This window comes from Amycolatopsis sp. NPDC054798 (assembly GCF_053611505.1).
The window spans coordinates 75590-101332 of the sequence record NZ_JBSHAM010000018.1 but is presented as its reverse complement, the minus strand read 5'-3'; the positions used below and the strand labels follow the sequence as shown (position 1 = coordinate 101332).

Annotated in this window: 26 protein-coding genes; 9 read left to right on the top strand and 17 right to left on the bottom strand. The window is 68.9% G+C overall.

The annotated features are described in order from the left end of the window. Positions 1–260: 260 nt before the first annotated feature. Positions 261–1316, top strand: coding sequence for an alcohol dehydrogenase catalytic domain-containing protein (locus tag ACWGIC_RS14295; RefSeq protein ID WP_452076348.1), 1056 nt, complete (start codon positions 261–263; stop codon positions 1314–1316). A 173-nt stretch (positions 1317–1489) separates the two neighbouring features. Next, a complete protein-coding gene (locus ACWGIC_RS14290; protein ID WP_452076347.1) occupies positions 1490–2116 on the top strand; it encodes an alpha-ketoglutarate-dependent dioxygenase AlkB family protein in 627 nt (208 codons plus the stop codon). Here ACWGIC_RS14290 and ACWGIC_RS14285 read toward each other — a convergent pair. From ACWGIC_RS14285 to ACWGIC_RS14265, 5 genes are read right to left on the bottom strand one after another with little or no spacing between them, the layout of a single operon-like run. Beyond that, the gene (locus tag ACWGIC_RS14285; RefSeq protein WP_452076346.1) at positions 2091–2960 is read right to left on the bottom strand and encodes a 5-oxoprolinase subunit C family protein; all 870 of its coding nucleotides are present in this window, start codon (positions 2958–2960) and stop codon (positions 2091–2093) included. The genes ACWGIC_RS14290 and ACWGIC_RS14285 overlap by 26 nt on opposite strands. Then, positions 2957–3562 (bottom strand): 5-oxoprolinase subunit B family protein, encoded by a 606-nt coding sequence (locus ACWGIC_RS14280; protein ID WP_452076345.1) that lies wholly within the window; start codon positions 3560–3562, stop codon positions 2957–2959. Before ACWGIC_RS14280 ends, ACWGIC_RS14285 begins: the two co-directional genes overlap by 4 nt. Further along, the gene (locus ACWGIC_RS14275) at positions 3559–4308 is read right to left on the bottom strand and encodes a LamB/YcsF family protein (RefSeq protein ID WP_452076344.1); all 750 of its coding nucleotides are present in this window, start codon (positions 4306–4308) and stop codon (positions 3559–3561) included. Before ACWGIC_RS14275 ends, ACWGIC_RS14280 begins: the two co-directional genes overlap by 4 nt. Position 4309: 1 nt before the next feature. Beyond that, positions 4310–5104: a putative hydro-lyase gene (locus ACWGIC_RS14270; RefSeq protein ID WP_452076343.1), complete on the bottom strand. Its 795-nt coding sequence runs from the start codon at positions 5102–5104 to the stop codon at positions 4310–4312. Beyond that, positions 5101–6360 carry an MFS transporter gene (locus tag ACWGIC_RS14265; RefSeq protein WP_452076342.1) on the bottom strand — a complete coding sequence of 420 codons (1260 nt, stop codon included), beginning with the start codon at positions 6358–6360 and terminating at the stop codon, positions 5101–5103. Before ACWGIC_RS14265 ends, ACWGIC_RS14270 begins: the two co-directional genes overlap by 4 nt. A gap of 147 nt (positions 6361–6507) precedes the next feature. Here ACWGIC_RS14265 and ACWGIC_RS14260 point away from each other — a divergent pair, with 147 nt between their 5' ends. Next, entirely contained in the window at positions 6508–7185 is a 678-nt protein-coding gene (locus ACWGIC_RS14260) for a GntR family transcriptional regulator (protein WP_452076372.1), read from the top strand. Between the two features lie 286 nt (positions 7186–7471). Here ACWGIC_RS14260 and ACWGIC_RS14255 read toward each other — a convergent pair whose 3' ends face one another. After that, on the bottom strand, positions 7472–8689 hold the full coding sequence (locus tag ACWGIC_RS14255; protein ID WP_452076341.1) for an RICIN domain-containing protein: 1218 nt from the start codon (positions 8687–8689) through the stop codon (positions 7472–7474). Positions 8690–9035: 346 nt separating this feature from the next. Between ACWGIC_RS14255 and ACWGIC_RS14250 the strand changes: the two genes are divergently transcribed. Then, the gene (locus ACWGIC_RS14250) at positions 9036–9665 is read left to right on the top strand and encodes a DUF2306 domain-containing protein (protein ID WP_452076340.1); all 630 of its coding nucleotides are present in this window, start codon (positions 9036–9038) and stop codon (positions 9663–9665) included. 107 nt (positions 9666–9772) lie between these two features. On the opposite strand, the gene ACWGIC_RS14245 is transcribed toward ACWGIC_RS14250, so the two are convergent. Both ACWGIC_RS14245 and ACWGIC_RS14240 read right to left on the bottom strand, forming a co-directional pair. Then, entirely contained in the window at positions 9773–10918 is a 1146-nt protein-coding gene (locus ACWGIC_RS14245) for an acyl-CoA dehydrogenase family protein (RefSeq protein WP_452076339.1), read from the bottom strand. Continuing rightward, positions 10915–13266: a bifunctional salicylyl-CoA 5-hydroxylase/oxidoreductase gene (locus ACWGIC_RS14240; RefSeq protein WP_452076338.1), complete on the bottom strand. Its 2352-nt coding sequence runs from the start codon at positions 13264–13266 to the stop codon at positions 10915–10917. Before ACWGIC_RS14240 ends, ACWGIC_RS14245 begins: the two co-directional genes overlap by 4 nt. A gap of 66 nt (positions 13267–13332) precedes the next feature. On the opposite strand from ACWGIC_RS14240, the gene ACWGIC_RS14235 reads away from it, so the two are divergent. Further along, a complete protein-coding gene (locus ACWGIC_RS14235) occupies positions 13333–13725 on the top strand; it encodes a RidA family protein (protein ID WP_116201139.1) in 393 nt (130 codons plus the stop codon). Here the strand turns inward: ACWGIC_RS14235 and ACWGIC_RS14230 are convergent. Further along, on the bottom strand, positions 13715–14563 hold the full coding sequence (locus ACWGIC_RS14230; protein ID WP_452076337.1) for a PaaX family transcriptional regulator: 849 nt from the start codon (positions 14561–14563) through the stop codon (positions 13715–13717). The genes ACWGIC_RS14235 and ACWGIC_RS14230 overlap by 11 nt on opposite strands. Before the next feature lie 121 nt (positions 14564–14684). On the opposite strand from ACWGIC_RS14230, the gene ACWGIC_RS14225 reads away from it, so the two are divergent. Then, complete coding sequence (locus ACWGIC_RS14225; protein WP_452076336.1) at positions 14685–15356, top strand: GNAT family N-acetyltransferase; 672 nt, start codon at positions 14685–14687, stop codon at positions 15354–15356. A 32-nt stretch (positions 15357–15388) separates the two neighbouring features. Here ACWGIC_RS14225 and ACWGIC_RS14220 read toward each other — a convergent pair whose 3' ends face one another. Beyond that, on the bottom strand, positions 15389–15838 hold the full coding sequence (locus tag ACWGIC_RS14220; RefSeq protein ID WP_452076335.1) for a MarR family winged helix-turn-helix transcriptional regulator: 450 nt from the start codon (positions 15836–15838) through the stop codon (positions 15389–15391). Between the two features lie 85 nt (positions 15839–15923). On the opposite strand from ACWGIC_RS14220, the gene ACWGIC_RS14215 reads away from it, so the two are divergent. Beyond that, positions 15924–16328 carry a nitroreductase family deazaflavin-dependent oxidoreductase gene (locus tag ACWGIC_RS14215; RefSeq protein WP_452076334.1) on the top strand — a complete coding sequence of 135 codons (405 nt, stop codon included), beginning with the start codon at positions 15924–15926 and terminating at the stop codon, positions 16326–16328. Between the two features lie 106 nt (positions 16329–16434). Here the strand turns inward: ACWGIC_RS14215 and ACWGIC_RS14210 are convergent, their stop codons facing one another. Continuing rightward, positions 16435–17577, bottom strand: coding sequence for an FAD-binding oxidoreductase (locus ACWGIC_RS14210; RefSeq protein ID WP_452076333.1), 1143 nt, complete (start codon positions 17575–17577; stop codon positions 16435–16437). A gap of 137 nt (positions 17578–17714) precedes the next feature. On the opposite strand from ACWGIC_RS14210, the gene ACWGIC_RS14205 reads away from it, so the two are divergent. Continuing rightward, complete coding sequence (locus ACWGIC_RS14205) at positions 17715–19244, top strand: recombinase family protein (protein WP_452076332.1); 1530 nt, start codon at positions 17715–17717, stop codon at positions 19242–19244. 587 nt (positions 19245–19831) lie between these two features. Here ACWGIC_RS14205 and ACWGIC_RS14200 read toward each other — a convergent pair. From ACWGIC_RS14200 to ACWGIC_RS14175, 6 genes are all read right to left on the bottom strand, one after another. Next, positions 19832–20533: a hypothetical protein gene (locus ACWGIC_RS14200; RefSeq protein WP_452076331.1), complete on the bottom strand. Its 702-nt coding sequence runs from the start codon at positions 20531–20533 to the stop codon at positions 19832–19834. Next, entirely contained in the window at positions 20511–22163 is a 1653-nt protein-coding gene (locus tag ACWGIC_RS14195; protein WP_452076330.1) for a hypothetical protein, read from the bottom strand. Before ACWGIC_RS14195 ends, ACWGIC_RS14200 begins: the two co-directional genes overlap by 23 nt. Then, positions 22160–22966 carry a hypothetical protein gene (locus ACWGIC_RS14190; RefSeq protein WP_452076329.1) on the bottom strand — a complete coding sequence of 269 codons (807 nt, stop codon included), beginning with the start codon at positions 22964–22966 and terminating at the stop codon, positions 22160–22162. The genes ACWGIC_RS14195 and ACWGIC_RS14190 overlap by 4 nt, the downstream gene beginning before the upstream one ends. Beyond that, positions 22963–23292, bottom strand: a complete 330-nt coding sequence (locus tag ACWGIC_RS14185; protein ID WP_452076328.1) for a hypothetical protein — start codon at positions 23290–23292, stop codon at positions 22963–22965. Before ACWGIC_RS14185 ends, ACWGIC_RS14190 begins: the two co-directional genes overlap by 4 nt. Then, positions 23289–23627, bottom strand: a complete 339-nt coding sequence (locus ACWGIC_RS14180; protein WP_452076327.1) for a WhiB family transcriptional regulator — start codon at positions 23625–23627, stop codon at positions 23289–23291. The genes ACWGIC_RS14185 and ACWGIC_RS14180 overlap by 4 nt, the downstream gene beginning before the upstream one ends. A gap of 480 nt (positions 23628–24107) precedes the next feature. Further along, positions 24108–25106, bottom strand: coding sequence for a hypothetical protein (locus tag ACWGIC_RS14175; protein WP_452076326.1), 999 nt, complete (start codon positions 25104–25106; stop codon positions 24108–24110). A 184-nt stretch (positions 25107–25290) separates the two neighbouring features. Here ACWGIC_RS14175 and ACWGIC_RS14170 point away from each other — a divergent pair, with 184 nt between their 5' ends. Next, on the top strand, positions 25291–25731 hold the full coding sequence (locus ACWGIC_RS14170; RefSeq protein WP_452076325.1) for an Imm1 family immunity protein: 441 nt from the start codon (positions 25291–25293) through the stop codon (positions 25729–25731). The last annotated feature ends 12 nt before the right edge of the window (positions 25732–25743 follow it).

The following is a 25743-nucleotide window of genomic DNA, read 5'->3' as shown; positions in this document are numbered from 1 at the left end:
ACGGCGAAGCGCGCCGGGGGCATTCCGACGCTTACGCACCGTCGTTCACCCCGGCCTGCCCTACGACGATGGTGAGCGCCAGACCGCCCTATCGGCTGGGTGAGCGCGTGCCCCGATAAACCCCAATGTGGCATTGGGTGCGTGAGATGCACCGAACGCCACATTGGGTGCGTGAGATGCACCCAATGCCACATTGGGGGCACGCGAGCCCGGGTGAGCTGAAGCCAGCGGCCCGCGAGACGGCTTCTACGATCGGACCTATGCGTGCGGTCGTGATCGAAGAGTTCGGCGTGCTTCCGGAAGTGCGGGAAGTACCGGATCCGGGAACCCCGGACGGCGGGGTCGTCATCGCGGTCGAAGCGACCGGGGTGTGCCGCAGCGATTGGCACACCTGGCAGGGCCACGACAGCGCGGTCCGGCTGCCGCACGTCGTCGGGCACGAACTCGCCGGGCGGATCGTCGAGGTCGGGACGGGCGTCAAGGGCTGGGCCAACGGCGATCGGGTGACGGTCCCGTTCGTGTGCGCGTGCGGGGTCTGCGCGCAGTGCGCCAAGGGCGACCAGCAGATCTGCGACGACGAGTTCCAGCCCGGCGCGACCCACTGGGGTTCGTTCGCCGAGTTGGTCGCCATTGAGCATGCCCAGACGAACCTGGTCGCCTTGCCGGACTCGATGTCGTCGGCGGAAGCTGCTGCGCTCGGTTGCCGCTTCGGGACTGCTTTCCGCGCAGTGTTGCGCCAGGGCGGCGTACGCGCGGGGCAGTGGGTGTCTGTGTACGGCTGTGGCGGCGTAGGCATCTCTGCAGTCCTTCTGGCGGCTGCTGCGGGTGCGAAGGTGGTGGCGGTGGACGTCTCGCCGCAGGCGCGTGCGTTGGCGGAGCGGTCCGGTGCGGTGCTGAGCGTGGACGCCAGCGCGTTCGACGGGCCGGAAGCGCTGGCCGCGTACGTCCGTGAGCGCACTGAAGGCGGTACGCACGTGTCGCTGGACTGTCTCGGCTCCCCAGCCACCTGCGCGGCCTCGGTGGGTAGTTTGCGCAAGCGCGGCCGGCACGTGCAGGCCGGGTTGATGCCGCCCGGCCAGGGGGTGCCGCCGATCCCGATGCATCGGGTGGTCGGCGGCGAATTGGAGATCGTCGGGATCCACGGGCTGCAGGCGTACGAGTACCCCGAACTGCTCGGCGTGGTCGAGCGGTCCGGGATCGACCTGGCCGGGCTGATCGGCACGCGGATCGGGCTGGACGGAGTGCCGGCGGCGCTCGCTGCGATGAGCGATCCGGTGCCTGCCCGGGCCGGGGTGACCGTCGTCGAGTTCGGGTGACGAATGGTGACTGGCGAGCACCCTCGGTGGCGAGTCCGAGTTGTAGCTGACGAAGACCTGGCGGGTCCCGCGGCGGTGTGGGATTCTCCGAAGCTTGGCGGCAAATGGCGAGGGGAAACCGCCGCAGGAGCGCCCGGGAGGGCGGCTCCTGCGGCCGCCCTCCTCGGAGCGGCGTGATGGAGCTGCTGCCGCGTCCGCGCCGGGAGATTTCCCCGGGAGCGGTGCACGTCCCGGATTGGCTCACTGAGCAGGAACAACGCGACCTCGTCACGGCCTGTCGCGGCTGGCGTGGTTACCGTTCGACCCGGCTGCCGGGCGGCGGGGTGATGTCGGTGCGCACGGTCTGTCTCGGCTGGCAGTGGCGGCCGTACCGCTACGACCGGCTGCGCGAGGACGGTTCGCCGGTGGAGCCGTTCCCGGACTGGCTCGCCGATCTCGGCCGCCGTGCGCTCGCCGACGCCTACGACCGGCCAGCCGAGGGCTACCAGCCCGACGTAGCGCTCGTGAACTACTACGACGCTACCGCGAAAATGGGCATGCACCAGGACAAAGACGAGCTTTCGACCGAACCCGTGGTCTCGCTGAGCCTCGGTGACACGTGCTTGTTCCGCTTCGGCAACACCGAGCACCGAAACCGGCCATACACCGACGTCGAACTGCGCTCGGGCGACCTGTTCGTGTTCGGCGGCCCTGCCCGGCTGGCGTTCCACGGAGTGCCGAAAACCCTGCCGGGCACGGCGGATCCGGATCTTGGCCTGACCGGCCGGCTCAACCTCACGCTGCGGGTGTCGGGGCTCTGAACCGGACCCGTTGCCCGGGCCGGAGCTGGGCGGCGAGATCCAGGTCGTCCTCGTCCACGACGGCGGCGACGGGATAGCCGCCGGTCACCGGATGGTCGGCGAGGAACAGGATCGGCACCCCGGAAGGCGGCACCTGCAGCGCGCCCGGCACGGCGGCTTCCGGGGCCAGTTCGCCGGCGCGGGCGCGGGTCAGCGCGGGGCCGTCCAGGCGCACGCCGACGCGGTCGAGATCGCTCGTCACGGTGTAGGCACCAGTGAGCAAAGTGGACAGTGCGGACTCGGTGAACCAGTCCAGTCGCGGCCCCGGCTCCAAGCGCAGCACGGGTTCTTCCGTGAGCCGCGGCAGCGGGGCGAGGTCGACACAAGGGGTGTTCCGCACGACGGAACCGATCGGCAGCGACATCCCGGCCGCGAGGACCGGCGGCCCGAGTTTGCCCAGCGTGTCGGTGGCTCGCGCGCCGAGCACCGGCGGCACGTCCAGGCCGCCGCGCACCGCGAGGTAGCTGCGCAAACCGAGAGAAGGGACGCCGAGTTCGACTTCGTCCCCTGGCCGCAGGACGATCGGCGCACCGGCGGCAGCGGCTCGCCCACCTGCGCGGATCGGCAGCTGCGCGCCGGTGACCGCGATGACGGTGTGCTCGGAAACCCGCAGCCTCAGGCCGCCGAGGGTGACCTCCAGCGCGGCGTGCGTTTCGGGGTTGCCGACGAGCCGGTTCGCCAGTTTCAGCGAACCCCGGTCGGCCGCGCCGGACCGGCCGACGCCAATTGCCGCGTATCCGGGCCTGCCGAGGTCTTGCACGGTCGAGAACGGGCCGGGCGCGAGGATCTCGATTTTCCCGGTCACCGAACCGCCTCGAATCGCACTCGGGTGCCGGGGACCAGCAGGTTCGGCTGCTCGCGTTCAGCGCTCCAGACCTGCGCGCCGCTGTGGCCGAGCAGATGCCAGCCGCCGGGCGAGGGATGCGGGTAGATCGCGCTGTACTCGCCCGCGATCGCCACCGCACCCGCTGGCACGCGCGTGCGCGGCGTGCTCCGGCGCGGCAGGTGCAACACCGGGTCGAGGCCGGTCAAGTAGGCGAAACCGGGTGCGAAACCGCAGAACGCCGCGACGTAGGAGCCCGCCGAATGCCGTTCCACGACCTCGGAAACGGACAGTCCGGTGGCCTCGGCGACGTCCGCCAGATCGGCGCCGTCGTAGCGCACCGGCAGGGTGACGGTCTCGGTTTCCCGAGCAGATACGTCCACTGTGGACAGTGAAGCGAGCGAGCGGGTCAACGTGGCGGAATCGGTGCGAGCAGGGTCGAACCGGACCAGCAGGGTGCGGGCGGCCGGGACGAGTTCGACGACGCCCTCGGGCTGGGCGGCTTCGCAAGCCGCCTGAAACCCGAGCACGTCATCGACCTCGACCAGCAACGCGGAACGGCCGTAGCGCAGCACAGTGCTCACACGAACGACCTCAGCACCACTCCGGATTCGGTGAGCAGCTCCCGAATCCGCCGGGCCAGCTCGACCGCACCGGGCGTATCCCCGTGTACGCAAAGGGAATCCGCCCGCAGCGTGAGCTTGCCGCCGTCGATGTCGACAACCTCGCCGGTGGTCGCCATGGTGAGCGCCCGCGTCGCGACTTCGTCGGCGTCGTGCAGCACTGCGGTTGGCAGTTTGCGCGACACCAGCCGTCCTTCGGGCGTGTACGCGCGATCGGCAAACGCTTCTGCGTACGCAGGCACGCCAGCCGCTTGAGCCGCGCGCAGCATCTCGGAATCCGGAGGACACAGCAGGGCCAGATCGGTGTGATAGCGCCGTACGCCTTCGACAAGCGCAGCTGCCTGCTCTGGGTCAACAGCCGCGGTGTTGTACAGCGCGCCGTGCGCCTTCACGTAACGCACGCAGCTGTGCGCCGCGCGCGCGAAGGCGTCGAGAGCGCCGATTTGGTACAGCACTTCGTCCGCGAGGTCTTCCGGCGCGATGTCGAGCGCGCGACGGCCGAAGCCGGCCAGGTCGCGGTAGCCGACGTGCGCGCCGATGGCGACGCCGCGTTCCGCCGCGCTTTCGCACACGCGGCGCATCACGCTCGCGTCGCCCGCGTGGAAGCCGCACGCGATGTTCGCGCTGGTCACGATGTCGAGCATGGCTTCGTCGTCGCCCATCGTCCAGGCACCGAAGCCTTCGCCGAGGTCGCTGTTGAGGTCCATGTCATCCCACCTGGTAATCGCGGTCGGGCCGGTCGGTCAGGAACATGTAGCCGGGGGCGTGCGTGATGGCGAACGGCGGCCGGGACGCCATCAGCGCCGCCTGCGGAGTGACGCCGCAGGCCCAGAACACCGGCACGTCACCGGGTTCGGCATCGACCGGATCGCCGAAATCCGGCAGGGCGAGGTCGGCGATGCCCAGCTCGGCCGGGTCGCCGACGTGCACCGGAGCGCCGTGCACCGCGGGCATCGCGGCGGTGATGCGCACGGCTTCCTCGACCTGGGTTTCCGGAATCTGCCGCATCGACACCACCATCGGGCCGCTCAGCCGTCCGGCCGGTTCGCACTGCCGGTTTGTCACGTACATCGAAACGTTGCGGCCCTGCTCCACGTGCCGCAGCGGGATGCCCGCGGCGCGCAGCAACGTCTCGAAGCTGAAGCTGCAGCCGATGGAGAACGCGACCATGTCGCTCCGCCACACCCCGGTGGCGTCGGTGATTTCGCTGGTCAGCGCGCCGTTGTGCCAGACGCGGTAGCGCGGCAGGTCGGTGCGCAGGTCCGCGCCGGGCGCGAGCCGCGTGGTCGGATCGCCGGGTTCGCTGACGTCGAGTACCGGGCACGGCCGCGGGTTGCGGGCGCAGAACTCGCGTACGTCGTCAGCCCAGTCCGCGGGGACGGCGATCAGGTTGGTCTGCGCGTAACCATCGGCCCAGCCGGTGGTCGGGCGTTCGGTGCCGGCGCGGAAGAGCGCGCGGGCCTCGGCCGGAGCGAGCGTCGACGGATCGTAGGAGGTGGTCATACCTCCACCAGTTCCTTGCCTCGCGTTTCCGGAAGCCCGAGCAGCGCTACCGCGGCGATCGCATAGCCGACCGCACCGAGCACGATCGCGCCGCCTGCCCCGAGAAAGCCCACCACAGCGGGGAAAGCGGCACCGACCGCGCGGCCGAAGTTGTAGGTGAAGCCCTGTCCGGTGGCGCGCAGCGCGGTCGGGTACAGCTCGGCGAGGTACGCGCCGAAGCCGCTGAAGATCGCGGAAGTCGAGAAGCCGAGCGGGAAACTGATCAGCAGCATCAGCCCGTTCGCGCCGTAGGGCAGCTGCACGAACAGCACGATCAGAAGCGCGGAAACCACGGAGAACAGCAGGAACGTCTTCTTCCGGCCGAGCAGGTCGGTGAGATAGCCGCCGCAGACGTAGCCGATGAACGCGCCCGGGATCAGCAGCGCGAAGTAGCCGCCGGTGTTGACCACCGACAGGCCGCGGCTGCTCTGCAGGTACTTCGGCATCCAGGTGAACAGGGTGTAGTAGCCGCCCTGGACGCCGGTCGCGAGCAGCGCGGCGAAAACCGTCGTGCGCAGGAGATTCGGCCGGAAAATCCCGGCGAGCGAGCCTTTGACCTTGGCCGAAACCCGGCGGGCGGCGGCCTCCGGCGCGTCCTCGACGCTGCGCCGGACCCACAGCACGAGCAGCGCCGGGAGCACGCCGACCCAGAACAGCACGCGCCACGCGATGTCCTGGTCGAGCACGCTGAACAGCACCGTGTAGACGATCACCAGCAGGCCCCAGCCCACCGCCCACGCGCTCTGCACGAACGCCACCGTGCGGCCGCGGTACTTGGCCGAGCAGTACTCGGCGACCAGCGCGGCCCCGACCGCCCACTCGCCGCCGAAGCCGAGCCCTTGCAGGCCGCGGAAGATCAGCAGCGTCTCGAAGTTGGGCGCGAATCCGCAGAGCACGGTGAAGATCGTGTACATCGCGATGGTCAGCTGCAGCGTGCGGACCCGGCCGATGCGGTCGGCGAGCACGCCGGCTCCGACGCCGCCGATCGCGGACACGACCAGCGTGACCGTGCTGAGCAGGCCCGCCTGTCCGGACGTGATGCCGAAGTAGGCGGTGATCGCGGCCAGGCCGAAGGGGAGGGTCTGGTAGTCGAACGAATCGAGGCCGTAGCCGCCGAACGCGCCGAGGAAGGCGCGGCGGCCCTTGTGGCCGAGCGAGCGATACCAGCCGAACGGGCGGGCCGCGTTCGCGGTGCCGTCGGCGACGTTGACGTTCATAGGGCACCTCACAGGGGGACGAACTCATGGTGGCACGAGTCACATGGCCGCTACCGTACGGATCGTTCAACAATTCCACAAGTCCCTCATTTTATTGTTCATCGTCAGCTGGCTACGCTGGGCGACGTGGTCACCGACGGAGAGCCGATGGGCCTGGAAGCGGATCGCGGACTGCTCGGCCGGACGAGCACCGCGGAGCGGGTCGCCGGCGTGCTGCGCACGCGCGTTTCCGAGGGGTACTTCCTGCCCGGGGTGCGGCTTTCGGAGCAGGACATCGGCAGCGCGCTCGGGGTCTCGCGCAACACGCTCCGTGAAGCTTTCCGGCTGCTGACCCACGAACGGCTGCTGGTGCACGAGCTGAACCGAGGGGTTTTCGTGCGGGTGCCGAGCGTCGACGACGTGCGCGACATCTACCGGGTCCGCAAGATCATCGAGTGCGCGGCGGTCCGCGACGTGACCGAGAAGCCGGCGGAGTACGCGAAAATCGCCAGCACGGTCGAGGACGGCGATCGCGCGGCGAAGCAGGCGCAGTGGCAGGACCTGGGTACCGCGAACATCCGTTTCCACGCGGAACTGGCGGCGCTCACCGGCAGCGAGCGCATCATGGAGCTGATGCAGGCGCTCGCCGCGGAGCTGCGGCTGGTGTTCCACGTGATGGCCGATCCGCGCCGCTTTCACGAGCGGTACCTGCCGCGGAACCACGAAATCCTGGACGTGCTCGCGACCGGTGACGGGATCCGTACCGCGGAGATGCTCGCCGTCTACCTCGACGACGCGGAAGCGCAGCTGGTCGAGGCTTACGCGGAGCTGTCCGGCTCGCGCTGAGACGTTCGGTCGAAACCGGCCGGTTTGCCCGGGAAGGCAGCGAGAATGGCCGTTCGGCCCCTCCTGCCGCCCGGAACGCTCCACGGCGCCCGTGGTCTGGCTACGGTCGGCAGTGGGCCGCGTGAAAGCGCCGCCCCGGGCGCCGGGACCCCCAGCCGACGCGCGGTGGACGGCCCTACGGCCGGGCGGTCGACCTTGGTTCCCGCCCGGCCCGCGCGGCTTTCGCGGCGGGCCGTGGCCACCGGGGGGAGGTTACGGCCCGCCGTCTCTAGTCCACAGTGGACGGCTACTGGTTCACCGACCATTTCTGGTTGACATTGCCGGTGCACGTCCACAGCTGCAGTTTCGTCCCGTTGGCCGAACTGACCCCGGCGGCGTCGAGGCATTTGTTCGCGTGCGGGTTGACGATGTCGCGGGCCGCGGTCACGACCCACTGCTGGGCGTCGCTGTTGTTGCAGTCGTACATCTGGACCGGCGTGCCGTCGGCGGTGCCGGAGTACTTGACGTCCATGCACTTGCCGAGCGCGCGAATGGTCCCGTCGCCGCCGATGGTCCAGTTCTGCGCGGCGTTGCCGTTGCAGTCGGTGATCTGCAGCTGGGTGAAGTTCGCCGGATTGGCCCAGGGCACGTCGACGCATTTGCCGCCGATGCCGATGATCCGGCCGGTCGACCCGCCGGCGCCGCTCGTGCTCACGTGCACGTAGTCGACGACCAGCTGCTGCGGGAACTGCGTGTTCCCGTCCGGATCGCCGGGCCAGTCGCCGCCGACCGCGAGGTTCAGGATCAGGTAGAAGGGATGGTCGAAGACCCAGCGGTTGCCGTTCAGATCGGCGGGCGTGCGGGTCTGGTACGCGTTGCCGTCGACCGACCAGACGATTTTGTTCGGCGACCAATCGACTGAGTAGGTGTGGAAACCGTCGGCGAAAACCGGGCCGTTGTACGCCGCGCCGATCCCGCCCGCGCCGGAATAGCCGGGGCCGTGGATGGTGCCGTGCACGGTGTTCGGTTCGCGGCCGATGTTCTCCATGACGTCGATTTCGCCGTCGTTGGGCCAGCTTCCGCCGCCGAGCATCCAGAACGCGGGCCACATGCCCTGGCCGCGGGGGATCTTCATCCGCGTCTCGACGTGGCCGTACGCCTGGCCGAATTTCCCGGCGGTGTTGAGCCGGGCGGAGGTGTACTGGCAGGTGCCGTACCAGCAGGTGTGGCCGGAGTTTTCGCGTTTGGCGGTGATCACCAGGTGGCCTTGGCCGTCGAGCGCGCCGTTGGCGGCTCCCGCGGTGTACCACTGGCGTTCGTGGTTGTTCCCGTTGTTGTCGCCGGTTTCGTAGGTCCATTTCGACGCGTCGGCGGCGGCTCCGGCCGGGCCGTTGAAATCGTCGGTGAAACTGTCGGCGGCGGCCGCGGTGGGCGGCGCTAGAACGGCCGGCGCGGCCTGGAGGCCGAGTGCCAGCAGCGCGGCGGCGGCGAGAGCGGTGGGGAGACGTCTGAGGAAACTGGGCATGCGTTGTCACCTCGGTTTCGGGGAGGAACCTAGAGCGAGGGAGTGCTTTGTTGTGGCGGGCAACAAAGTAGGAAAAGTATGCCTGGTCTGGACCTCTGCGGCAATGGTCACGCACAGTCGCGGGTCACCTGGCCGAGGGTAAGGCTGTCCCCACCGCACTGAGGCCAGTCGGCACCATGGTCCGCCGCGGGTACCCCTCCTACGTTCGGAAGTGCCAGCCGAGAACGGATGACGGAGAGAGGCGATCATGACGGCGGGGACGGATCTTCGACCACCGCGGGCCACGCCCGCAGCGGAGCGAACGGTACGGGTCGAGCCGAAGAAGCACTGGTGGCGGAGACCGTGGGTGGGGCCGCTTGGGCTGGTAGTGGTCGCGTTCCTGGCGTATTCGCTGCCGCCGTATCTGGCGTTCGATCCGGCGCGGTCGAGGGTCCCGTCGACCTTCCCGGCGCACTATTTGTTCCTGGTGGGGCACGTGGTGTTCGGATCGATCGCGATGGTGACCGCGTTGCTGCAGGTCTGGCCGTGGCTCCGGCGGAAGCATCCGGTGCTGCACCGCTACTCCGGCCGTGCGTACGTGTTCGCCGGGGTGCTGCCGTCCGGGCTGCTGGCGCTGACGATCGGGGCGGCGACCCCGTTCGGTCCGGTGACCCGGGCCAGTGACGTCCTGCTCGCGGTGCTGTGGCTCGGTGCGACCTGGGCGGGCTACCGCGCCGCCCGCGAACGCCGGTTCGGCGATCACCGGCGCTGGATGGTCCGCAGTTTCGCGCTGACGATGTCGATCATCCTGAACCGGCTCATCGGCCCGATCGCGGCGATTTTCCTGGAACCGCAGCTCGCGACCACGTTCGGCGGCAGCGAGATCGCGCTGGGGCAGTCGATCGCGGCGCTCGGGGCGTGGGTGAGCTGGACGGTCGCGCTGATCGCGGCGCAGCTGTGGCTGGACCGGAAACCGAAGCGCCGCGCGAGTGTTTAGTTCTGGCTTAATAGTTTGTCGTCCGCGCCGCCCGCTTGTTAGAACACCGAGCAGGCGGCGCGGATGCGTTCACGGCATTCGGTGCGAGGGGTACACCGAACGCCGGCTCATCCGCGCCGCTGCAGGGACCGCGCGATGATCGTCCTCTGGATCTCCGAGGCACCCTCGTAAATGCGGGGCGCCCGGACTTCGCGGTAGAGATGTTCGAGCAAATGCCCTCGCCGCAGCGCGCGTGCGCCGTGCAATTGCACCGCTTGGTCCACCACGTATTGCGCGGTTTCGGTCGCGAACAACTTCGCCATCGCCGCACGGCCGGCCAAGTTCTGCTCGCCCGCGTCGTAAGCCGCTGCGGCAGCGTAGACGAGCAGACGGCCAGCTTCGGTCCGCGTCGCCATTTCGGCCAGCGTGTGCGCCACCGTCTGCTGCTTCACCAAGGGACCGCCGAATGCTTCGCGTGAAGCTGTGTACTCCACGGTCGCGTCGAGCGCGGCTTGCGCCATGCCGACGGCGAAAGCGCCGACGCTCGGGCGGAACAGGTCCAAAGTCCGCATCGCTACGGCGAAACCGCGGTTTTCCTCACCCAGCAGTTCGTCGCGATTCACTCGTACGCCGTCGAAAACCACTGTGCCGATGGGGTGCGGGCTCACCAAATCCAGGTGCTCGCCGCTGAGTCCGGCGCGGTCGCCAGGGACGACGAAAGCGCTGACCCCGCGCGAACCGGCGTCGGGGGTGGTGCGGGCGAAGACTGTGTAGAAATCGGCTTCGGGAGCGTTCGAGATCCACATTTTCGTGCCGGTGAGCCGCCAGCCGTCGCCGTCTGGTTCGGCGGCCAGTTGCAGGGCGGCGGCGTCGGATCCGGCGTCCGGTTCGGTCAGTGCGAAGGCGGCCACCGCGTCACCGGCGGCGACGGCGGGAAGCCAGCGCTGAACCTGTTCGTCTAAACCGGACTGGAGAACCGGGTAGCTGCCCAAGCCTTGCAACGCCAAGGCGGTTTCCGCTTCGGTGCTTTGGGTGGCGAGGGCTTCCCTCAGCAAGCACAGATCGGTGGCGGCGGCTTGCCGGGTTGGCTGTCCACTTTCGACACCGGGGAACAGGCGGGCGAGCAGGCCGTGCGAACCCATTGCTTTCAGCAGCGGCCGGTTCACCGCGCCTTCGGCGCCGGCGGCGGCCAGTTCGGCTAGCTGTTCGGCGGCGATCTTCCGGACGGAAGCGGCGTAGGCGGTTTGTTCCGGAGTGAAAGCGAAGGCGTTCATCGGGCGTCCTCCGGTCGCCAGCGGGCATGGGCGGTTTGGTGGCCGCCGGTGCGGACCAGGTCCAGTCGTGGCTCCGGGCCGTCGGTACGCCCGGTCTGCGGCGGCCGTTTGCCCGCTGCCCACTGTTTCGGCCACGCCACCGGATACTCCTGCGCAGCGGCCGCGTGCAGCGTCCATTGTGGATTGAACAAGTGAGTGCGGCCGAGCGCGCACAGATCGGCTCGGCCCGCCAGGATGAGCGAATTCACGTCGTCGTACGAGGAAATCGCGCCTACGGCGATCACCGCGGTGCCGTAGCGGCGGCCGACCTCGTTGCGGATCCGGTCGGCGTACGGAGTCTGGTAGCTGCGGCCGAACTTCGGCTTCTCCTCGCTGACCACCTGACCGGTCGACACGTCGATCGCGGCCGCGCCGTGTTCGGCGAACGCCTGCGCGATGGCCACGGCTTCGTCGGCGTCGTTGCCGCCCTCGAACCAGTCGGTGGCGGAAATCCGGACGGTCAGCGGGCGGTCCGCCGGCCACGCGGCGCGGACCGCGTCGAAGACTTCCAGCGGGAAGCGCAGCCGGTTTTCCGGGGAGCCGCCGTAGGAATCGGTGCGGTGGTTGGTCAAGGGGGACAGGAACGACGACAGCAGATAGCCGTGCGCGCAGTGCAGTTCCAGCAGATCGAAACCGGCGCGCGCGGCTGCTTCGGCGGCCGAAACGAACTGGTCCCGGATCTCGCCCAGTTCGGCGACGGTCAGCTCTCGGGGCGTCTGGTTGTTCGGCGAATACGGCAGCGCGGACGGCGCGCAGACCTCCCAGTTGCCTTCCGGCAGCGGGTCGTCAATGCCTTCCCACATCAGCTTCGTGGAGCCCTTGCGGCCGGAATGCCCGAGCTGCAAACCGATCTTCGCCGAGGTTTCGCGGTGCACGAACTCGACGATCCGCTTCCACGCGGCTTCCTGTTCGGAGGTGTAAAGCCCGGGGCAGCCCGGCGTGATCCGGCCTTCGGCGGACACGCAGATCATCTCGGTCATCACCATCCCGGCCCCGCCGAGCGCCTTGCTTCCCAGATGCACCAAGTGGAATTCGCCGGGTACGCCGTCGACCGCCGAGTACATGTCCATCGGCGACACCACGATCCGGTTCGGCAGTTCCAGCGAACCGATCCGCACCGGCTGGAACATCGGCGGCGCGACAGAAGTGCCGAGCGAATCGGCGAACCACTGATCCAATGAGGCAGCGAATTCCTTGTCGCGCAGCTTCAGGTTGTCATAGGTGACGCGACGGCTGCGGGTCAGCAGGTTGAACGCGAACTGCTCAGGTTCCTGATGGGTGTACTGCGCCAGGTTCTCGAACCACTCCAGGCTCGCCTGCGCCGCGCGCTGCGTAGACGCGACTACCGGGCGTCGCTCTTCTTCATACGCCGCAAGGGCTTCCGGAACGCTCGGCTGTTCGTGCAGACACGCGGCGAGCGCGAGTGCGTCTTCCATGGCGAGCTTCGTGCCGGAACCGATCGAGAAATGCGCGGTGTGCGCTGCGTCGCCGAGCAGCACGACGTTGTCGTGAACCCAGCTGTCGCAACGGACGGTGCCGAAGGTGGCCCACTTGGAGTTGTTGGCCAGCAACTGATGTCCGTCGAAAATGTCGGCGCACAGCTCGCGGATCAGCTCGATCGACTTCTCGTCGCTTTCGCCTGGAGCGAGTCCGGCTGCGGCGATCGGGCCGAATGCCCGCTGCCAGACGTCTTCGTGCATCTCCAGAATGAACGTGCTGCCGTCCCGGCCGTACGGATAGCCGTGGACCTGCATGATGCCGTGCGGGGTTTCGAGCACGTAGAACTTGAACGCGTCGAACACGAGGTCGGTGCCGAGCCAGATGTAGCGGCACTGCCTGCTCTCGACCGACGGCCGGAACGAATCGGCGAACGCCGTGCGCACCGCGGAATTCACGCCGTCCGCCGCGACCACGAGATCCGACGAAGCAGCCAGCTCTTCCGGATCCGGCGCGACACTGCGGAATCGGACATCGATGCCCATTTCGCGGCACCGCTGCTGAAGGATCGCGAGCAGCCGTTTCCGGCTCATCGCGGCGAATCCGTGCCCGCCCGAGGTGGAAACGGTGCCGCGGTAGTGCACGTCGATGTCGTCCCAGCGCGCGAACTCCCGGCTCATCGCCTCGTGCACGGCCGCGTCGGCGTGCTCGATGCCGCCGAGTGTCTCGTCGGAGAAGACGACGCCGAAGCCGAACGTGTCGTCCGGCGCGTTGCGCTCCCAGACCGTGATCTCGTGGTCCGGGCCGAGTTGTTTCGCGAGCACGGCGAAGTAGAGACCCGCAGGCCCGCCGCCGACTACTGAAATCCGCACGCCGTTCAGGGTATGTCGCGTGTCCTACGGTCGTCAAGAAGACGATAGATGGGTTACGCTCCCGGCATGGAGCGGATCAATCCCCCCGAGCTGGGCAAACCGTCGGGGTTCTCGCACGCGGTGGCGGCGCAGGGCCGGCTGGTGTTCCTCGCCGGGCAGACCGCGCTGGACGCGGACAACCGGATCGTCGGCGACGGCGTCGTGGAGCAGTTCGAGCGCGCGCTCGGCAACCTGCTCACCGCGTTGCGCGCGGCCGGCGGCGAACCCGCGGACCTGTGCAGCCTGACCGTCTACATCGTCGACATGGACGACTACAAGGCGCACGCGCGCGAGATCGGCCGCGTGTGGAAGCGGCTGGCGGGCGCGGATTACCCGGCGATGGCGGGCATCGGCGTGAACCGGCTGTGGGACGTCGAGGCGCTGGTGGAAGTGCAGGGCTACGCGGTCGTCAACCGCTGAGCACCTGCTGAAGGTGCGTGCGCGCGGCTTCCTCGAGCCGGTCGTGCAGCGTGAAGAACACCTCGGCGGCGCGGATCCCGGACCAGCCCTCCGGCAGCAATTCCGCGGGCAGGCACGGGTCGAGGTATGGCATCCGCCGCCAGCCGGTGAGCACGCGAAGGTAGTCAGCGAAGGCTTCGTCGGTGGGCGTCGTGCGACGACGCTGCCACCGGCGCAGCGCCGGTTCGTGTTCTTCGAGGAATGCCGTGTACAGCTCGTCTAGCTGGTCCAGGTCCCACCACTCGCGCACCTTCTCGCGCGGGTCGCCGAAGGCCAGGTGCTCGGCGCGGAACAGGTCGGCGTACGCGGCGAGCCCGAGGCGGTCCAGCGTGCCGACTGTGACTTCGTACAGGTGCGCCGGCGCGATCCAGACGCCTGAGGACGCGGTGCCGAAACCCAGCCGCGACAACTGTGTCCGCAGCACGTGCCGCTTGTGCCGTTCGGCTTCCGGCACGGAGAACACCGCGAGCAGCCAGCCGTCGGCAAGCTTCGCGCGGTCGCGGCGGAAGATGCGATCGTCGCCTTCGCGCAGCAAATCCAGTGCGGTACCGGACAATTCGTACCCAGCGGCTCCGTCGCGGCGCACCGCTTCGAGCACGCCGCGCCGTTTGAGCCGGGAAATCGACGACCGCACGGCGGGCTCGTCGACCCCGACCGCGGCGAGCAGATCGATCAGCGAGGCGACCGAAAGCCACTCGCCGCCCGCCTGGTGGTGCACGCCGTAGACCGACACAATGAGGTGCCGGGGCTGGGCCGCGCGCCCGCCGTCGGCGTCGGCTGCTTCCGGTACGGCCGTCACCCGGTCACCATACCGTGCCGTTCGTCGCCAATCCGGCTACAGACGGGTTTCTGCGAGCAGGACCGTCTCCGCCTCCTTCTGGTCGGATGAGCAACCGGCGCGGGGTAGCATTTCCGGCGCGATGGCGTTTGTGAGCGATGCACCTTTGGTGAGCCGGCTGACCCGCCGCGGACGGCTGATGGCGAAACGCACCTGCGACCGCCGGGGACACGCCTTCGCGTTCGGCCGGTTCCTTTTCCGCACCCCCACCGCGTGGGAGTACGCGGCGGCGGTCGCGGGTGGCAGCGATCCAGCCGCGCAGCGCTGGCTCGGCTGGCTGGCCGACTCCGTGGTGGCCGAGCCGATGCGCGGCGAGGCGCTGCGCGTGGTGCCCGGCACCGGACCGGACTGGACCACCCCGGACCCGCATTCGGTGGACGTCGTCGCGATCGATCTCGTGGCGGGCCGCTGCGCCGGTCTCGTGAGCGTGCACGCGGGCGAGGACGGCGGCCCGGAAACCGGCGGCTATCTCGCGCCGGAGTATCGCGGGCAAGGGTTCGGCCGCGACCTGTTCGCCGCCGGTCTCGTGCTGGCGCACGAGCACCTCGGGCTTTCCCGGGTGCGCGCGGGCGCGGAGGTCGGCAACGTCGCCAGCGGCCGTTCGCTGGAAGCCGCCGGACTGCGCCGGGTGCCGGGACCGCCGCAGTACACGCTGCCGGACGGGCGGGCCTGCGAGGCGTGGTGGTACCAGCACGACGCGGCGTGGCCGCGGAAATGCGCGGGACCGCAAGCGAAGTGGCTAGCCGTCTCGTGAGTGTCCAAGCCGGTTAGAACCGGCCGCAACACTCACGAGCCGTACCCCTCGTACACCTTCAGCGTCCTGATCACCAGCGCACGCTCGCTCGGGCTCAACGGCGTCAACGCTTCTTCCCACGCCTTCGCGCCGCGCGCGAGCCACGCGTCGACCGCCGGGCGCTTGTCCGCGTGGATGCTCACGATGGTGCGCCGCCGGTCGTCCGGGTCCTCGGTGCGGTCCAGCACGCCCTGCCGGGAAAGGTCGCCGATCATCAGACTCGCTGTGGTGGGCGCGATTTCGAGCCGTCCGGCGAGTTCGTTGACCGTCATCGGGCCGTCGAACAACAGATAGGCCAGCAGGGACAAATGCCGCGGCGCGAGCGTGACGTCGCCGAGTTCCGGAGGCGGCGGCGTCCGCTTCGCGCGCCCGACGATGCGGGGCATGAGAAGCAGCAGTTCGCGGACCCCGTCCTCGACGGTCGGGCCGGATTCGGTGGCCATGCCGCGACAGTACCTGCGCGTGTGTTGACAGCCCGATTCGCGCGATCTTAGGTTTGCTGTTACATCAGCAACAGGGAGTTCTCCGATGTCGGACTGGAATCAGCAAATCATCGACGAGTTCCGCGCGAACGCGGGCAAGGTCGGCGGGATGTTCGAAGGCAAGAACATGGTCTTGCTCACGCACACCGGCGCCAAAAGCGGCAAACAGCGGGTGACTCCGCTGGTGTACACGACCGACGGCGACCGGATCGTGGTCGTCGCGTCCAAGGGCGGCGCGGACACCAACCCGGACTGGTATCACAACCTCGTCGCGAACCCGTCCGTCACGGTCGAGGTCGGCACCGACAAGTTCCCGGCGACGGCGAAGCTCGTGACCGACCGCGCCGAGCGCGACCGGTTGTACGCCGGCATGGTCGCGCACGCGGAGGGTTTCGCGGAGTACGAGAAGAAGACCGAGCGCGTGATCCCGGTCTTCGTTCTCGAGCGCTGAGTTGCTAATCCGGCCAAAAGTAGGCCGACCCCCCCGCACGGCACGTAACCGTTGCTACGAAGCCATGAGGCCGTGACTGTGGTCGGATTAGCAATGATCGGCACAGTTACCCCAGCGGTTGTCCGTAGACGAAGCTCCGCAACCGTCCAGTCGACATCGGGTCCAGCGGAGCGAACAGCTTGGCGTGCGCGGCCCGCACGGTCGCCGCGTCCGGTTCGATCACTGAAAGCGCGCGCACGGTATAGCGCGAATCGGCGGTGAAATCCGGTGCGGAGGAGTGCTGGTACACGCCGCCGAGCAGGTCGATGATCAGCACGGTCGGTACCGGTGCGTCCGGGCCGGCGTGGTCGAGCACAGTGCTCAGCACGTCGTCCCGGAGCGTCGGCAGCACGCGGTTGTCGCCGAGGTAGGAGTGCGGGTTCGGCGGCTCCGCGGCGATCTGGCCGGAGTCGGTGTACGGCATCGTGGTGAGCGTTTCCTGCAGCGGGCCGAGCGCGCGCAGCGGAGCGACGAGCTGGTCGCCGTCGGTGCCGAGGTAGGCCACGCGAATGTGCGCGATGTGCTTGCCGCGCAACGGTTCCGGCACCATCGGCAGGTCCGGGTAGGGCACCATCGCGACCGACGTGCCGACGGTGTCCGGCAGGTCGGCGGTCCAGTCGCGCCAGGTGCGCAGGACGTCCGGGAGCTTGGCGGTGTCGAAGTACAGTCCGCCGCCGTACAGCGTGGTCACCGGGACCAGGTCGAACTCCAGCGCGGTCACGATCCCGGCGTCGAGCGGGCCGGTTTCGCGGGTGCCGTCGGGCCGGACGATCTCGGCGGAGCGGACGCGGTCCGAGGCCAGTCCGAAGTGCCGGCCGAGGAGACCGAAACCGCCGCCGAGGGTGTAGCCGACCACGCCGACGCCGGGGGCTGAACCGCTCAGCGGCGCGAGTCCGTGTTCCGCGGCTGCGGTGATGACGCTGCCCCAGGTGGTTCCGGCTTCGACCCGCGCGACGGCCCGGTCGGGGTCGATGGTCACGCCGGTCATCCGGCGCGTCGAGATCAGCACGCCCTCGGCGGGTGCGCGCAGCCCGTGTCCGGTCGCTTGCACGGAAACCGGCAGGTCGCGCTCGGCCGCGAGCCGGACCGCGGCGGCGACGTCGTCCGCGCTGGTGGCGGCGGCGACCAGCGGCGGGGCGGAGGTGATGCCGGTCTGGAACCCGGCGATCTCTTCGCGGTAGCCGGGCTGGTCAGGGGTGAACGTCTGCATGTCTTCAGCGTGCTCGCCGTTCAGTGATAAGTCCAAGAGATACTAGTTCCGGCAGCTAGAATTACTGTTTATGGAACTGCATCAGCTCGAGTACTTCGTCGCGGTAGCGAAGGATCTCCTAGTGCACACTGGATGACATGGGAGCTACGCAGCCGCTCCGCGAGCGGGGCCGAACACTGATCGACATAGACCCTGACCAGCTGGTTTGGGTGTTGCTGGGCCGCGAGTCGCGCGAGTCCGGCGAGGACGACGAGCAGGTAAACTACCAGCTCAGCGACCTTCGGGAGTTCGTCGACGGGATCGGCGGGCGGGTCGAGCTTGAGGTGCGGGAATCGAATGTGTCGTCGTCCAAGCGACGGCGGGTCATGCTGCCGGACGGCACCTACGGATATCGGGTTGTGCGCCCGGACCTGGAAGCCGCTCTGACGAAATTGCGGCGCGGCGAGGCCAACGCGTTGGCGGGAACGGATATCGACCGGATCACGCGTGATCCGCGCATTCTGGAAGATCTGATCGACGCGGTCGAGTTATACGGTATTTACGTCCGGAGCATGACCGGGAACATCGATCTCACGACGGACGCGGGAATTTCGGCGGCGCGGAGTCTGGTGAGCCAGCGCAATGACGAGTCCCGGAACACTTCGCGTCGAGTGGTCGACGGAAAGAGGAAAGCCGCGCGGAAGGGGCAGCACAACGGCGGGAGGATGCGGCCGTGGGGATGGCGCAAGGATCGAATCAAGCTGAACAAACGGGAATCCGGTCACATCCGCGCCGCGCTCCCGCGCATCCGCAAAGGTCTTACCGCGTTGACGCTGGCGAACGAGTGGAACAAGCGGAAAATTCCCACGGTGACGGGCAAGCCTTGGCGCGCGGCGACGATACGGAACATGTTCATCCGGCCGCGCATGTGCGGAAAGGTCGTGTATCGCGGCGAGATCATGAAAGACGCGAAAGGCAAGCCGGTGCGCGGCAGGTGGGAACCCATTCTCACCGACGACGAGTACGCCGAAGTAGTGCGCGCGTGGGGTCCGCGCGAACCGCAGGACCATTCTCGCCTGGGCGGAAAAGGGCGCGGCTACCGCACCATCTACCTGCTGTCACCGTTCGTGCGGTGCGGAAAATGCCGGGCGCGCATGCTCGGTGCCCCGCGCCGCAACAGGCGCGGGGAAATGGAGATTTGCTACCGGTGCCCGGGGAAAGGCCAGGGCGGATGCGGCGGAGTCACGCGCATCGCCCATCTGGTGGACGCTTACGTGACAGAGTTGGTGATTGCCGAGCAAGAAAAGATCCAGTTCCAGAAATTCGAGGAACTGCCGCCGTGGCCGAAACAGGCAGAGCTGGACGCCGCCCTGAAACGGATCGCCGACTCTACGGCGGAGTACGAAGCCGGGCGCTATTCAGCAGAGAACTACTTTCCGAGTCTGTCACGGATGGAAGCGCAGGTCGCGGAATTGAGGCGCGAAAGCCGCAAGTACGAGCGGCGGCGCGACTCGCGCCGCGCCGTGGTCGCGGACCTCAGGGCAGAGTGGGACAAGCCCGATTTCACCATCGAGATGAAACAGGCCGCGATAGCGAAAAGCCTGGTCGCCGTGGTCATCGAACCGGCAGGCAAAGGAGCCCGGTTCGACCCGGACAAGATCAAACCGGTCTGGCGGGAAGCCGGGTGAACCCCGCTCCCCGCGCACAGGACGACAAGAGAAGTGGGGGGGGGGGGGGGGCCGCGCGGGGGGGGGGGGATGCGCGGGGCGATGGGCGGGCTCGGGGCGGCTCCCGGGCTCCCCCCCCCCCCCCCCCCACACCACCAACCCACCCGGCCCCGGGCGGCGCCCCCCCCGCCCCACTTCTCTTGTCCGCGATTCCTTCCCGACCGATCACGCAGGACTGCGCCGTTCAGTCGGAGAGGTCCAGTCCGTAGAACCTCGCTATCTCTTCCGCCCACTGGCGGGACCGCTCAGGCGCGTTGACCAACTGTTGCTGTGCCCACTGTTCGGGCGTGGGAATCGCGTGCGCACCGGTGCGGGCGCTGCGCCGGGAGCGTCGCGCGGCGGCGGTATGCCGCCGGTTCCGGAGTTCCTTCGGCTGAACTCCGCGCCGTGCGCTGCGCGCGTCCTCTCCCGTAGAGGCGCCGTCGGGATCGCTGGCGGGTTGCCGGTCGCGGGCGTGGTGGTCGAGGTCCGGGCTGTCATGGTCGCTGCCTTTCGTTCGGTTCGGCGGGATGGTCGGGAGGTGTGGGCATCCGGTCTGCCCGGCTGCTCTACCCGTCATTGACACCCCCGGGGAGGGAGTCCGGCCCTGTGGTCTCCCCGCCCTGTTTCCGGGGGTTCCCGGGCTTCGCCCCAGTGGTGCGCTTGTGCCTCCCTGAACGGGGTTTGCGCTGGTCAGACCGGGGAGTTTCGGTCAGGGAGGGGGCAGGGAGAACTCCCTGACTCCCTGCCGGGTCCCTGTCTGCCTCCCTGTCCCCGGCGGCGAGCGCGGCGGCGACGTCGGCGGCCCGGACGACCATCACGCCGTCGGACTTGACCGGGGCGATGCCGTGCCCGGCCAACGCGGCGGTGAGGTCGGGCAGGGTCCATCCGTCGTACTCGTCCGGGTTGTGGGCGATGAGCCGGGCGAGCACGGTTTGTGTCCGGACTCGTTTCTCTCCGCCGATCACGTCGGCGATGTCGGCGAGGTGATCGGCCGGTTCCGGCACCTGTTCTTCCGTGCTGGTGGTGAGGGTGACCGGTCGCCCGTGTTCGGCGAGCAGTGCCATTGCTCGGGCGATGACCGGGGTCACCAGGTCGGTGCCGTCCTCAAAGGTCACGTAGAAGGTGCGGACCAGTTCCCACGGCTCATCGGTGATGCCGACCGCGACACAGGTTCCCCGGTCGGTCTTCATCCGCAGTTCCGTCGCGCGGATGCCCGCCCGGTACCGGCCCGCTCCCAGCAGCCCGTCATTGGCGATGTGATCGGCCACCGCGAACGCCACCCCGCACGAGACGTTGCGGGTGATCTCCTTGGGAATGCTGTCTTTCGTCGGCGACTGGGTGGCCAGCAGCAGGATGATGCCGTACTTGCGGGCCGCGCTTGATCAACCGCACCGCGAGTTCTTCGGCTTGCTTCCCGTATTTCTTGTGCTGGAACAGTTCGTGACACTCGTCGATGGCGATGACGAGCGGATGCAAGCCCAACGCCGGGCGGTCGGCGAGCTTGCGGGAGACCTTCGGCGGCTGCCCCGGCTGCGCCCCGAGTGTCCGGCCGCGCCGTTCCATCTCCTCTGTGAGGTCCCTCAACGCTGCCACGGCGTCGGCGGCTACCGAGTCGTCCATTCCCATCCGGTAGCGGCTCAGGCGCGGTTTCAGGGGCTCGAAATCGGGACTCTCGCCCATCACGAACACCCACAGTTCGGCGGTGGGGTCCAACGCGGCGCCGAGCAGCAGCGTCCGCATCGCTGAGGTCTTGCCCTGCCCCGGCCGTCCGCCGATCAGCCAATTGGCTTCCAGCAAGGGCGCGTTCACGATCAGCCCGCGCTGAGTCAGACCCCACGGCACCCCCTCGAACACATCCGCCGCACCGTCGTGCAACAACGGCCAGTCGCCCGCGCCGCCTTGCAACGTGCCCTTGTCGGCCACCCACAGGTCCAGCACTCCGTCTTCATCGCCCTTGGTGGGCCAGGTTTCCAGCGACGCGCGCCCGAGGTTCGCGGCCAGCGTGGGCCGCCGGTCGGCGACCATGTCGGCGGTCACCCCGAGCGGCATCCGGATGCGGGCGAACGTGCCGTCCCCGTCCGTCCGGGGAGGGATGGGGTAGACCAGTTCCCCACCGTTCTTGAAAAACGCGTTCATCGGCCCGATACCGAGATGCGCCAACGCCCGGGAGATCATCCGTTCGTCCACCCAGGAATCCGCGTCCGCCCGGTCCGGCTGGGTCAGCCAGCCCGCACCGGGGGCGCGGTCGCGTCCTTCCCACACCGCCGCCACGGCCCAGCCGAGCGGGCCGAGCACCGCCAACCATCGGGCGGCAGTCACGAGGACCGTGCCGCACACGTCGCGCACGTCGTACACCGTGGCCAGCCATCGGGGCATGGCCGCCCGATCGAACAGCATTTCCACCAGGGCCAGCAGGACGAGCACCACGGTGAGCACGGCCGAGCCGATCAGGACCCGGCGCAACCCGATGCCGAGTTTCGCCCATCGCGCTTTGGCGTCGGCGCGGATCGTTTCCTGTGCTTCGCGCCGCGCTTGCGCGTCCCCGGACATCCGGGCTTGGCGCGCGTCGCTGCGAAGGTCGGCGTAGGTGGCCCATGTCCATGCCTTGACGATCCACCGGCCGTGCCCGCGCAGCAGGAACCACAACAGCCGCGCCAAATCACGCGGGAGCTTCCGCGCCCGGTAGGCCAGCAGGCCCCGCCAGCGCGCCACCCGGCCGGACTCGCGCACCCGGCCGAGCAGGCGCCCGGTGCACTCGATGAACGCCTGCCGCACCACCGCCACCGGCCGCCGGTCCGTCTCCGTTCCACTGTAGTCGGTGCCGGTCACGATCGCGCCGTCGTACACCTTCGGCACCAGCTCGCCCCCGCGCTCGCGCGGGTCCTCGGGCGTGCTCATCGCGCACCCCCGTCCGCGTCGGCGGCCAGAGTGGCAGCCAGCCGGGAGGACAGCCCGCGCGAACACCCGGTGACCTCCCGGACCCACGCCGGGGTCACAGCGACGTCCGGCGTCCGCGCCTCCCGGGCGACGACGAGGTATTCGGCGAACGACGTCCGGCGCCGACGGCCGGATGCCGTGCCCGCACGAACTCCCTGGTCAGAGGCGGGTTTTTCCGGCCCGTCCGCGGCCGGCGACCTTCCCGCGGATTTCGCCGGCATTGGTCCGATCGTGGCCGGTTCCGGCTGGTCAGCGGCACCGGCGAACGCCGCCGATCCCGGCGCCGACACGCACCGCCCCGGCCCCGGCGCCGACAGGCGCCCGGCGGACTCCGCCGCCGACTGCGCGGCACCGAGCTTGTCCCGCAGATCGGTCACCGCCTCAGCGGCGACGAACACCACCAGCGGCGGCACCGAGTGCAACACCACCCCGGCCGGACTCCCGGCCGTGAACGCCTCCCAGGTGTTCATGACATAGGTGGCGGTGAGCGTGAACCACTTCGCCGCCCGCACCCACCGGCCCGTACGGACGCCGTGCCGCGCGGTCACCTGCTCCGCCCGCAGGATGGACAGCAGCACCACCGACACCATCGGATCCAACAGCCAGGCCGTGCACCACGGCAGCGACCACGCCGCCGCGCCGCCAGCGGCGAACTGCTGAACGTTGGTCATCGTGAACGCCAACCCCAACAGCACACCCGCCCAGCACAACCGATCTACTTGTGCGGCAACCCGTTCGACCGATTCGGCCCCACCGATGTTCATCGGCGACCACCCCGCTTCGCACGCGGGTAGTCCACAGTGGTCACCGTGAGCGCCCGGACCAGCGTGTAGGAGGAGAACAGCGCGGGCAGGCCGAGCGCCGCCACCCGCAACAGCCACGGCGCCCCGGGATAGGTGAACGCCAGCCACTGCACACCGGTCAGCACCGCCGCACCGACCACGACACGACCGGCCAGCGACAGCAGCCGGGCACTCGCCCGCGCCGCGTCCGCCGCCCGGCGGGCACGCCGCGCCGACGCACGCCACGCCCACAACACCAGCAGCGCCACACCCAGCGCCGCAAACAACACGGTCGGAGAGACGTTCATGAACGGCCCCCGTCCCGCCGTTCACGCCACGCCAGGTAGGCCGCGCGCCGGTCGTCCTCGGCCAGCGCACCCCACACCCCGAGCGTGTCGAACCCTTCCGTGCGGAATTCCAGTTCCAGACAGGCATCCCGCACCCCGCAACCCGCGCAGATGTGCGCGGCGGCCTCGCGGTCGGGGAAGCCCGATCCGGCCGAGTCCGGTTCCGCCCGATGGGCGGTGACCCACATGCACGCGCCGTCGCGGGTGACCAGATCGGACAGCACTCCCGGCGGCACAGCCTCCAAACAGTCGAGCCGGGCAGCAATCGCCGCGTAGAAATCGTCCGGTGCGTTCATCGCTGCCCCCCGTCGCCGGGAGCGGGCAGCAGCAGAGCGACGGCATGGGCGGGAACGACCAGCCGACCGCGACGGCGGACCGCAGGCAGCACGCCCACGCGGATCAACCGGGACACCTCGGACTCACCGACACCGAGAATCCAGCCGACCTCACGGATAGAGAAGAAGCCCGTGGAAACCGGGCGGGAAACATGTTCAGACATAGTTTTGGTTCCTTTGACTTGGGTTTCCGGCCCGCTTCTGCGAACCGTGAACCCAGTAAGCCGTCGAACCAAAAAAAACAACTATGCGCGCACCGGAATACGGCTATGCGGATCCCGGAATAACCCCAGATCCGGCCGCATATCCCCGCAGTTCCATATTCTCAGAAAGAATATTTTCGGCGCGATATTCTCCGCCGGAATGTTGATCTTCTCCGAGGTCGCCGCGGACGGGCCGCGGTGACCCTGAATCATGGCCTTGACATGCTGATATGCGGCGTCACGGGCACTTGCTGAACGCGACCACCTGACTGCCCTGCCCGCTGATCTGCTGCATGGTGAACACCCCGAATCGCGACGGCCCGGCACTCGGCGGATCGACGTTCACGCGGCACGCGTCCACGACTTTGCGCCCGCCCCCGATATCCGTGGTCGCCGACGCGTCGAGCACGTATGCGCCGGTCGCATTCTGATACGCGATGCCTCCGCGCACCCCGCCCGGAACCTGCCGCGAGAGAATGCCGATCGCGTGTTCGCACGTGTCCGCGCCGACCGACGCCGCGAAATCCCTGCCCGCCTGAGGCGCGAAGAAAAAGCATCCGCGTTCCGGGTGCACGGTCGCGATCGCGCCCACCAGCGCGTGGACCAGGTCCGCCCCGCTGCGGGGCAAGATCCCCGGATAGGCGGCATCGTGCGCCGCGTCGAGGTCGCGTTGCTGCTGCGCGGCCCGCTGCGCCGCGTCCGCGCGCCACCCGACCAGCCCGGCCGCGACCAACCCCAGTCCGGCCGCCAGCGCCGCCGCCGCGTGCCAGCCGCGCACCGGCCGCCCCAGCCCCGGAACGGGCAGCCTCGCGGCCCGGACCCGGGGAATCGGCGCGGTCACCTCCGCCGGACTCTCCGGCGGCACCACCGCCGCCTGAGAAGCCCTCGGCGCGGGCAGGCGCCCCGCCGGGGTCGTCGGCACCGATCGGTGCGCCCGCAGAGTCCACAGCCACCACAACCCCACCGCGAGGACGATCCCGCCGACCGCCAGCGCCCACCCCCACAACGGCACCGCCGACAACCACCACGCATCCGCCGCCGCCAGCCCGGCCGCCAGCGCCCCCGGCCGCCGCACTCCGATCATCGCGGCCACCGCCAGCACGCCCACCGCCAGCAGCCACGGCCACCAATCGCCGCTCAGGCGCCACAAAACCAGCGCCGCCGCGCCCGCCGCCGCCAGCGCAGCCCACTCGGCCCTGCCGGGCTTCCGACCCTGCCCCCGCCCTGTGTTCGCCATGAAACCCACAGTAACCCTCACCGGCCTTGACCTGCCGTTATGCGGAGCCGCGCATGCTCCATGCGAGATCCGGCATAGACGCCTCGCGTCCTCACGCCCGACTGTTGCCACTGACCCCGCACCGGCAACCAGGAAAGGCAGGATCTCCGATGACCTACCGCGCCCGCCGCACAGTGATTCCCGCGTGATCCTCACCGCAGCATTGGCCACTGGAATCGCGGTCGCCGCAGAAGGAAAGAACGCCGCCGCCGCGCTGGTGGACCAAATCCTCGACATCGACCACACAGAGCAGGAAAGCGTGTTGTGCGTCGGAGAGCAGGAGTTCTACACCTCCAAAAAAGACGGACCCTTTCCCAACCATCAATTTCTGATCAGCGTATCCACCGTGTACGCGTTTGCCGCACTGACTTACCGGGACCACGACGACCCGGTGATGCCCATCGCCACGTCCTACAATCCGGAACGACCGGTCCCCGAACTGGACCTTATCTGCGACGGCGAAACCGGCGCGGTATTTCCCCGAACCGCGCTGATCCCGGTTTCGCTCGCACGAATGGGACTTCTCGAATGGCTTGACACCTGGAAGCGCCCCACGTGCATCGAATGGAGACCTTACAAGGTTTAGCGAGGGGAAACA

Excerpts from the sequence above, each read along its gene's own strand:
- ACWGIC_RS14205 (WP_452076332.1), top strand. The coding sequence starts at position 17,715 with ATGGGAGCTACGCAGCCGCTCCGCGAGCGGGGCCGAACACTGATCGAC.
- ACWGIC_RS14215 (WP_452076334.1), top strand. The coding sequence starts at position 15,924 with ATGTCGGACTGGAATCAGCAAATCATCGACGAGTTCCGCGCGAACGCG.
- ACWGIC_RS14245 (WP_452076339.1), bottom strand. The coding sequence starts at position 10,918 with ATGAACGCCTTCGCTTTCACTCCGGAACAAACCGCCTACGCCGCTTCC.
- ACWGIC_RS14255 (WP_452076341.1), bottom strand. The coding sequence starts at position 8,689 with ATGCCCAGTTTCCTCAGACGTCTCCCCACCGCTCTCGCCGCCGCCGCG.
- ACWGIC_RS14185 (WP_452076328.1), bottom strand. The coding sequence starts at position 23,292 with ATGAACGTCTCTCCGACCGTGTTGTTTGCGGCGCTGGGTGTGGCGCTG.
- ACWGIC_RS14180 (WP_452076327.1), bottom strand. The coding sequence starts at position 23,627 with ATGAACGCACCGGACGATTTCTACGCGGCGATTGCTGCCCGGCTCGAC.
- ACWGIC_RS14225 (WP_452076336.1), top strand. The coding sequence starts at position 14,685 with ATGGCGTTTGTGAGCGATGCACCTTTGGTGAGCCGGCTGACCCGCCGC.
- ACWGIC_RS14270 (WP_452076343.1), bottom strand. The coding sequence starts at position 5,104 with ATGACCACCTCCTACGATCCGTCGACGCTCGCTCCGGCCGAGGCCCGC.
- ACWGIC_RS14190 (WP_452076329.1), bottom strand. The coding sequence starts at position 22,966 with ATGAACATCGGTGGGGCCGAATCGGTCGAACGGGTTGCCGCACAAGTA.
- ACWGIC_RS14220 (WP_452076335.1), bottom strand. The coding sequence starts at position 15,838 with ATGGCCACCGAATCCGGCCCGACCGTCGAGGACGGGGTCCGCGAACTG.
- ACWGIC_RS14175 (WP_452076326.1), bottom strand. The coding sequence starts at position 25,106 with ATGGCGAACACAGGGCGGGGGCAGGGTCGGAAGCCCGGCAGGGCCGAG.
- ACWGIC_RS14260 (WP_452076372.1), top strand. The coding sequence starts at position 6,508 with ATGGGCCTGGAAGCGGATCGCGGACTGCTCGGCCGGACGAGCACCGCG.
- ACWGIC_RS14195 (WP_452076330.1), bottom strand. The coding sequence starts at position 22,163 with ATGAGCACGCCCGAGGACCCGCGCGAGCGCGGGGGCGAGCTGGTGCCG.
- ACWGIC_RS14295 (WP_452076348.1), top strand. The coding sequence starts at position 261 with ATGCGTGCGGTCGTGATCGAAGAGTTCGGCGTGCTTCCGGAAGTGCGG.
- ACWGIC_RS14235 (WP_116201139.1), top strand. The coding sequence starts at position 13,333 with ATGGAGCGGATCAATCCCCCCGAGCTGGGCAAACCGTCGGGGTTCTCG.
- ACWGIC_RS14265 (WP_452076342.1), bottom strand. The coding sequence starts at position 6,360 with ATGAACGTCAACGTCGCCGACGGCACCGCGAACGCGGCCCGCCCGTTC.
- ACWGIC_RS14275 (WP_452076344.1), bottom strand. The coding sequence starts at position 4,308 with ATGGACCTCAACAGCGACCTCGGCGAAGGCTTCGGTGCCTGGACGATG.
- ACWGIC_RS14210 (WP_452076333.1), bottom strand. The coding sequence starts at position 17,577 with ATGCAGACGTTCACCCCTGACCAGCCCGGCTACCGCGAAGAGATCGCC.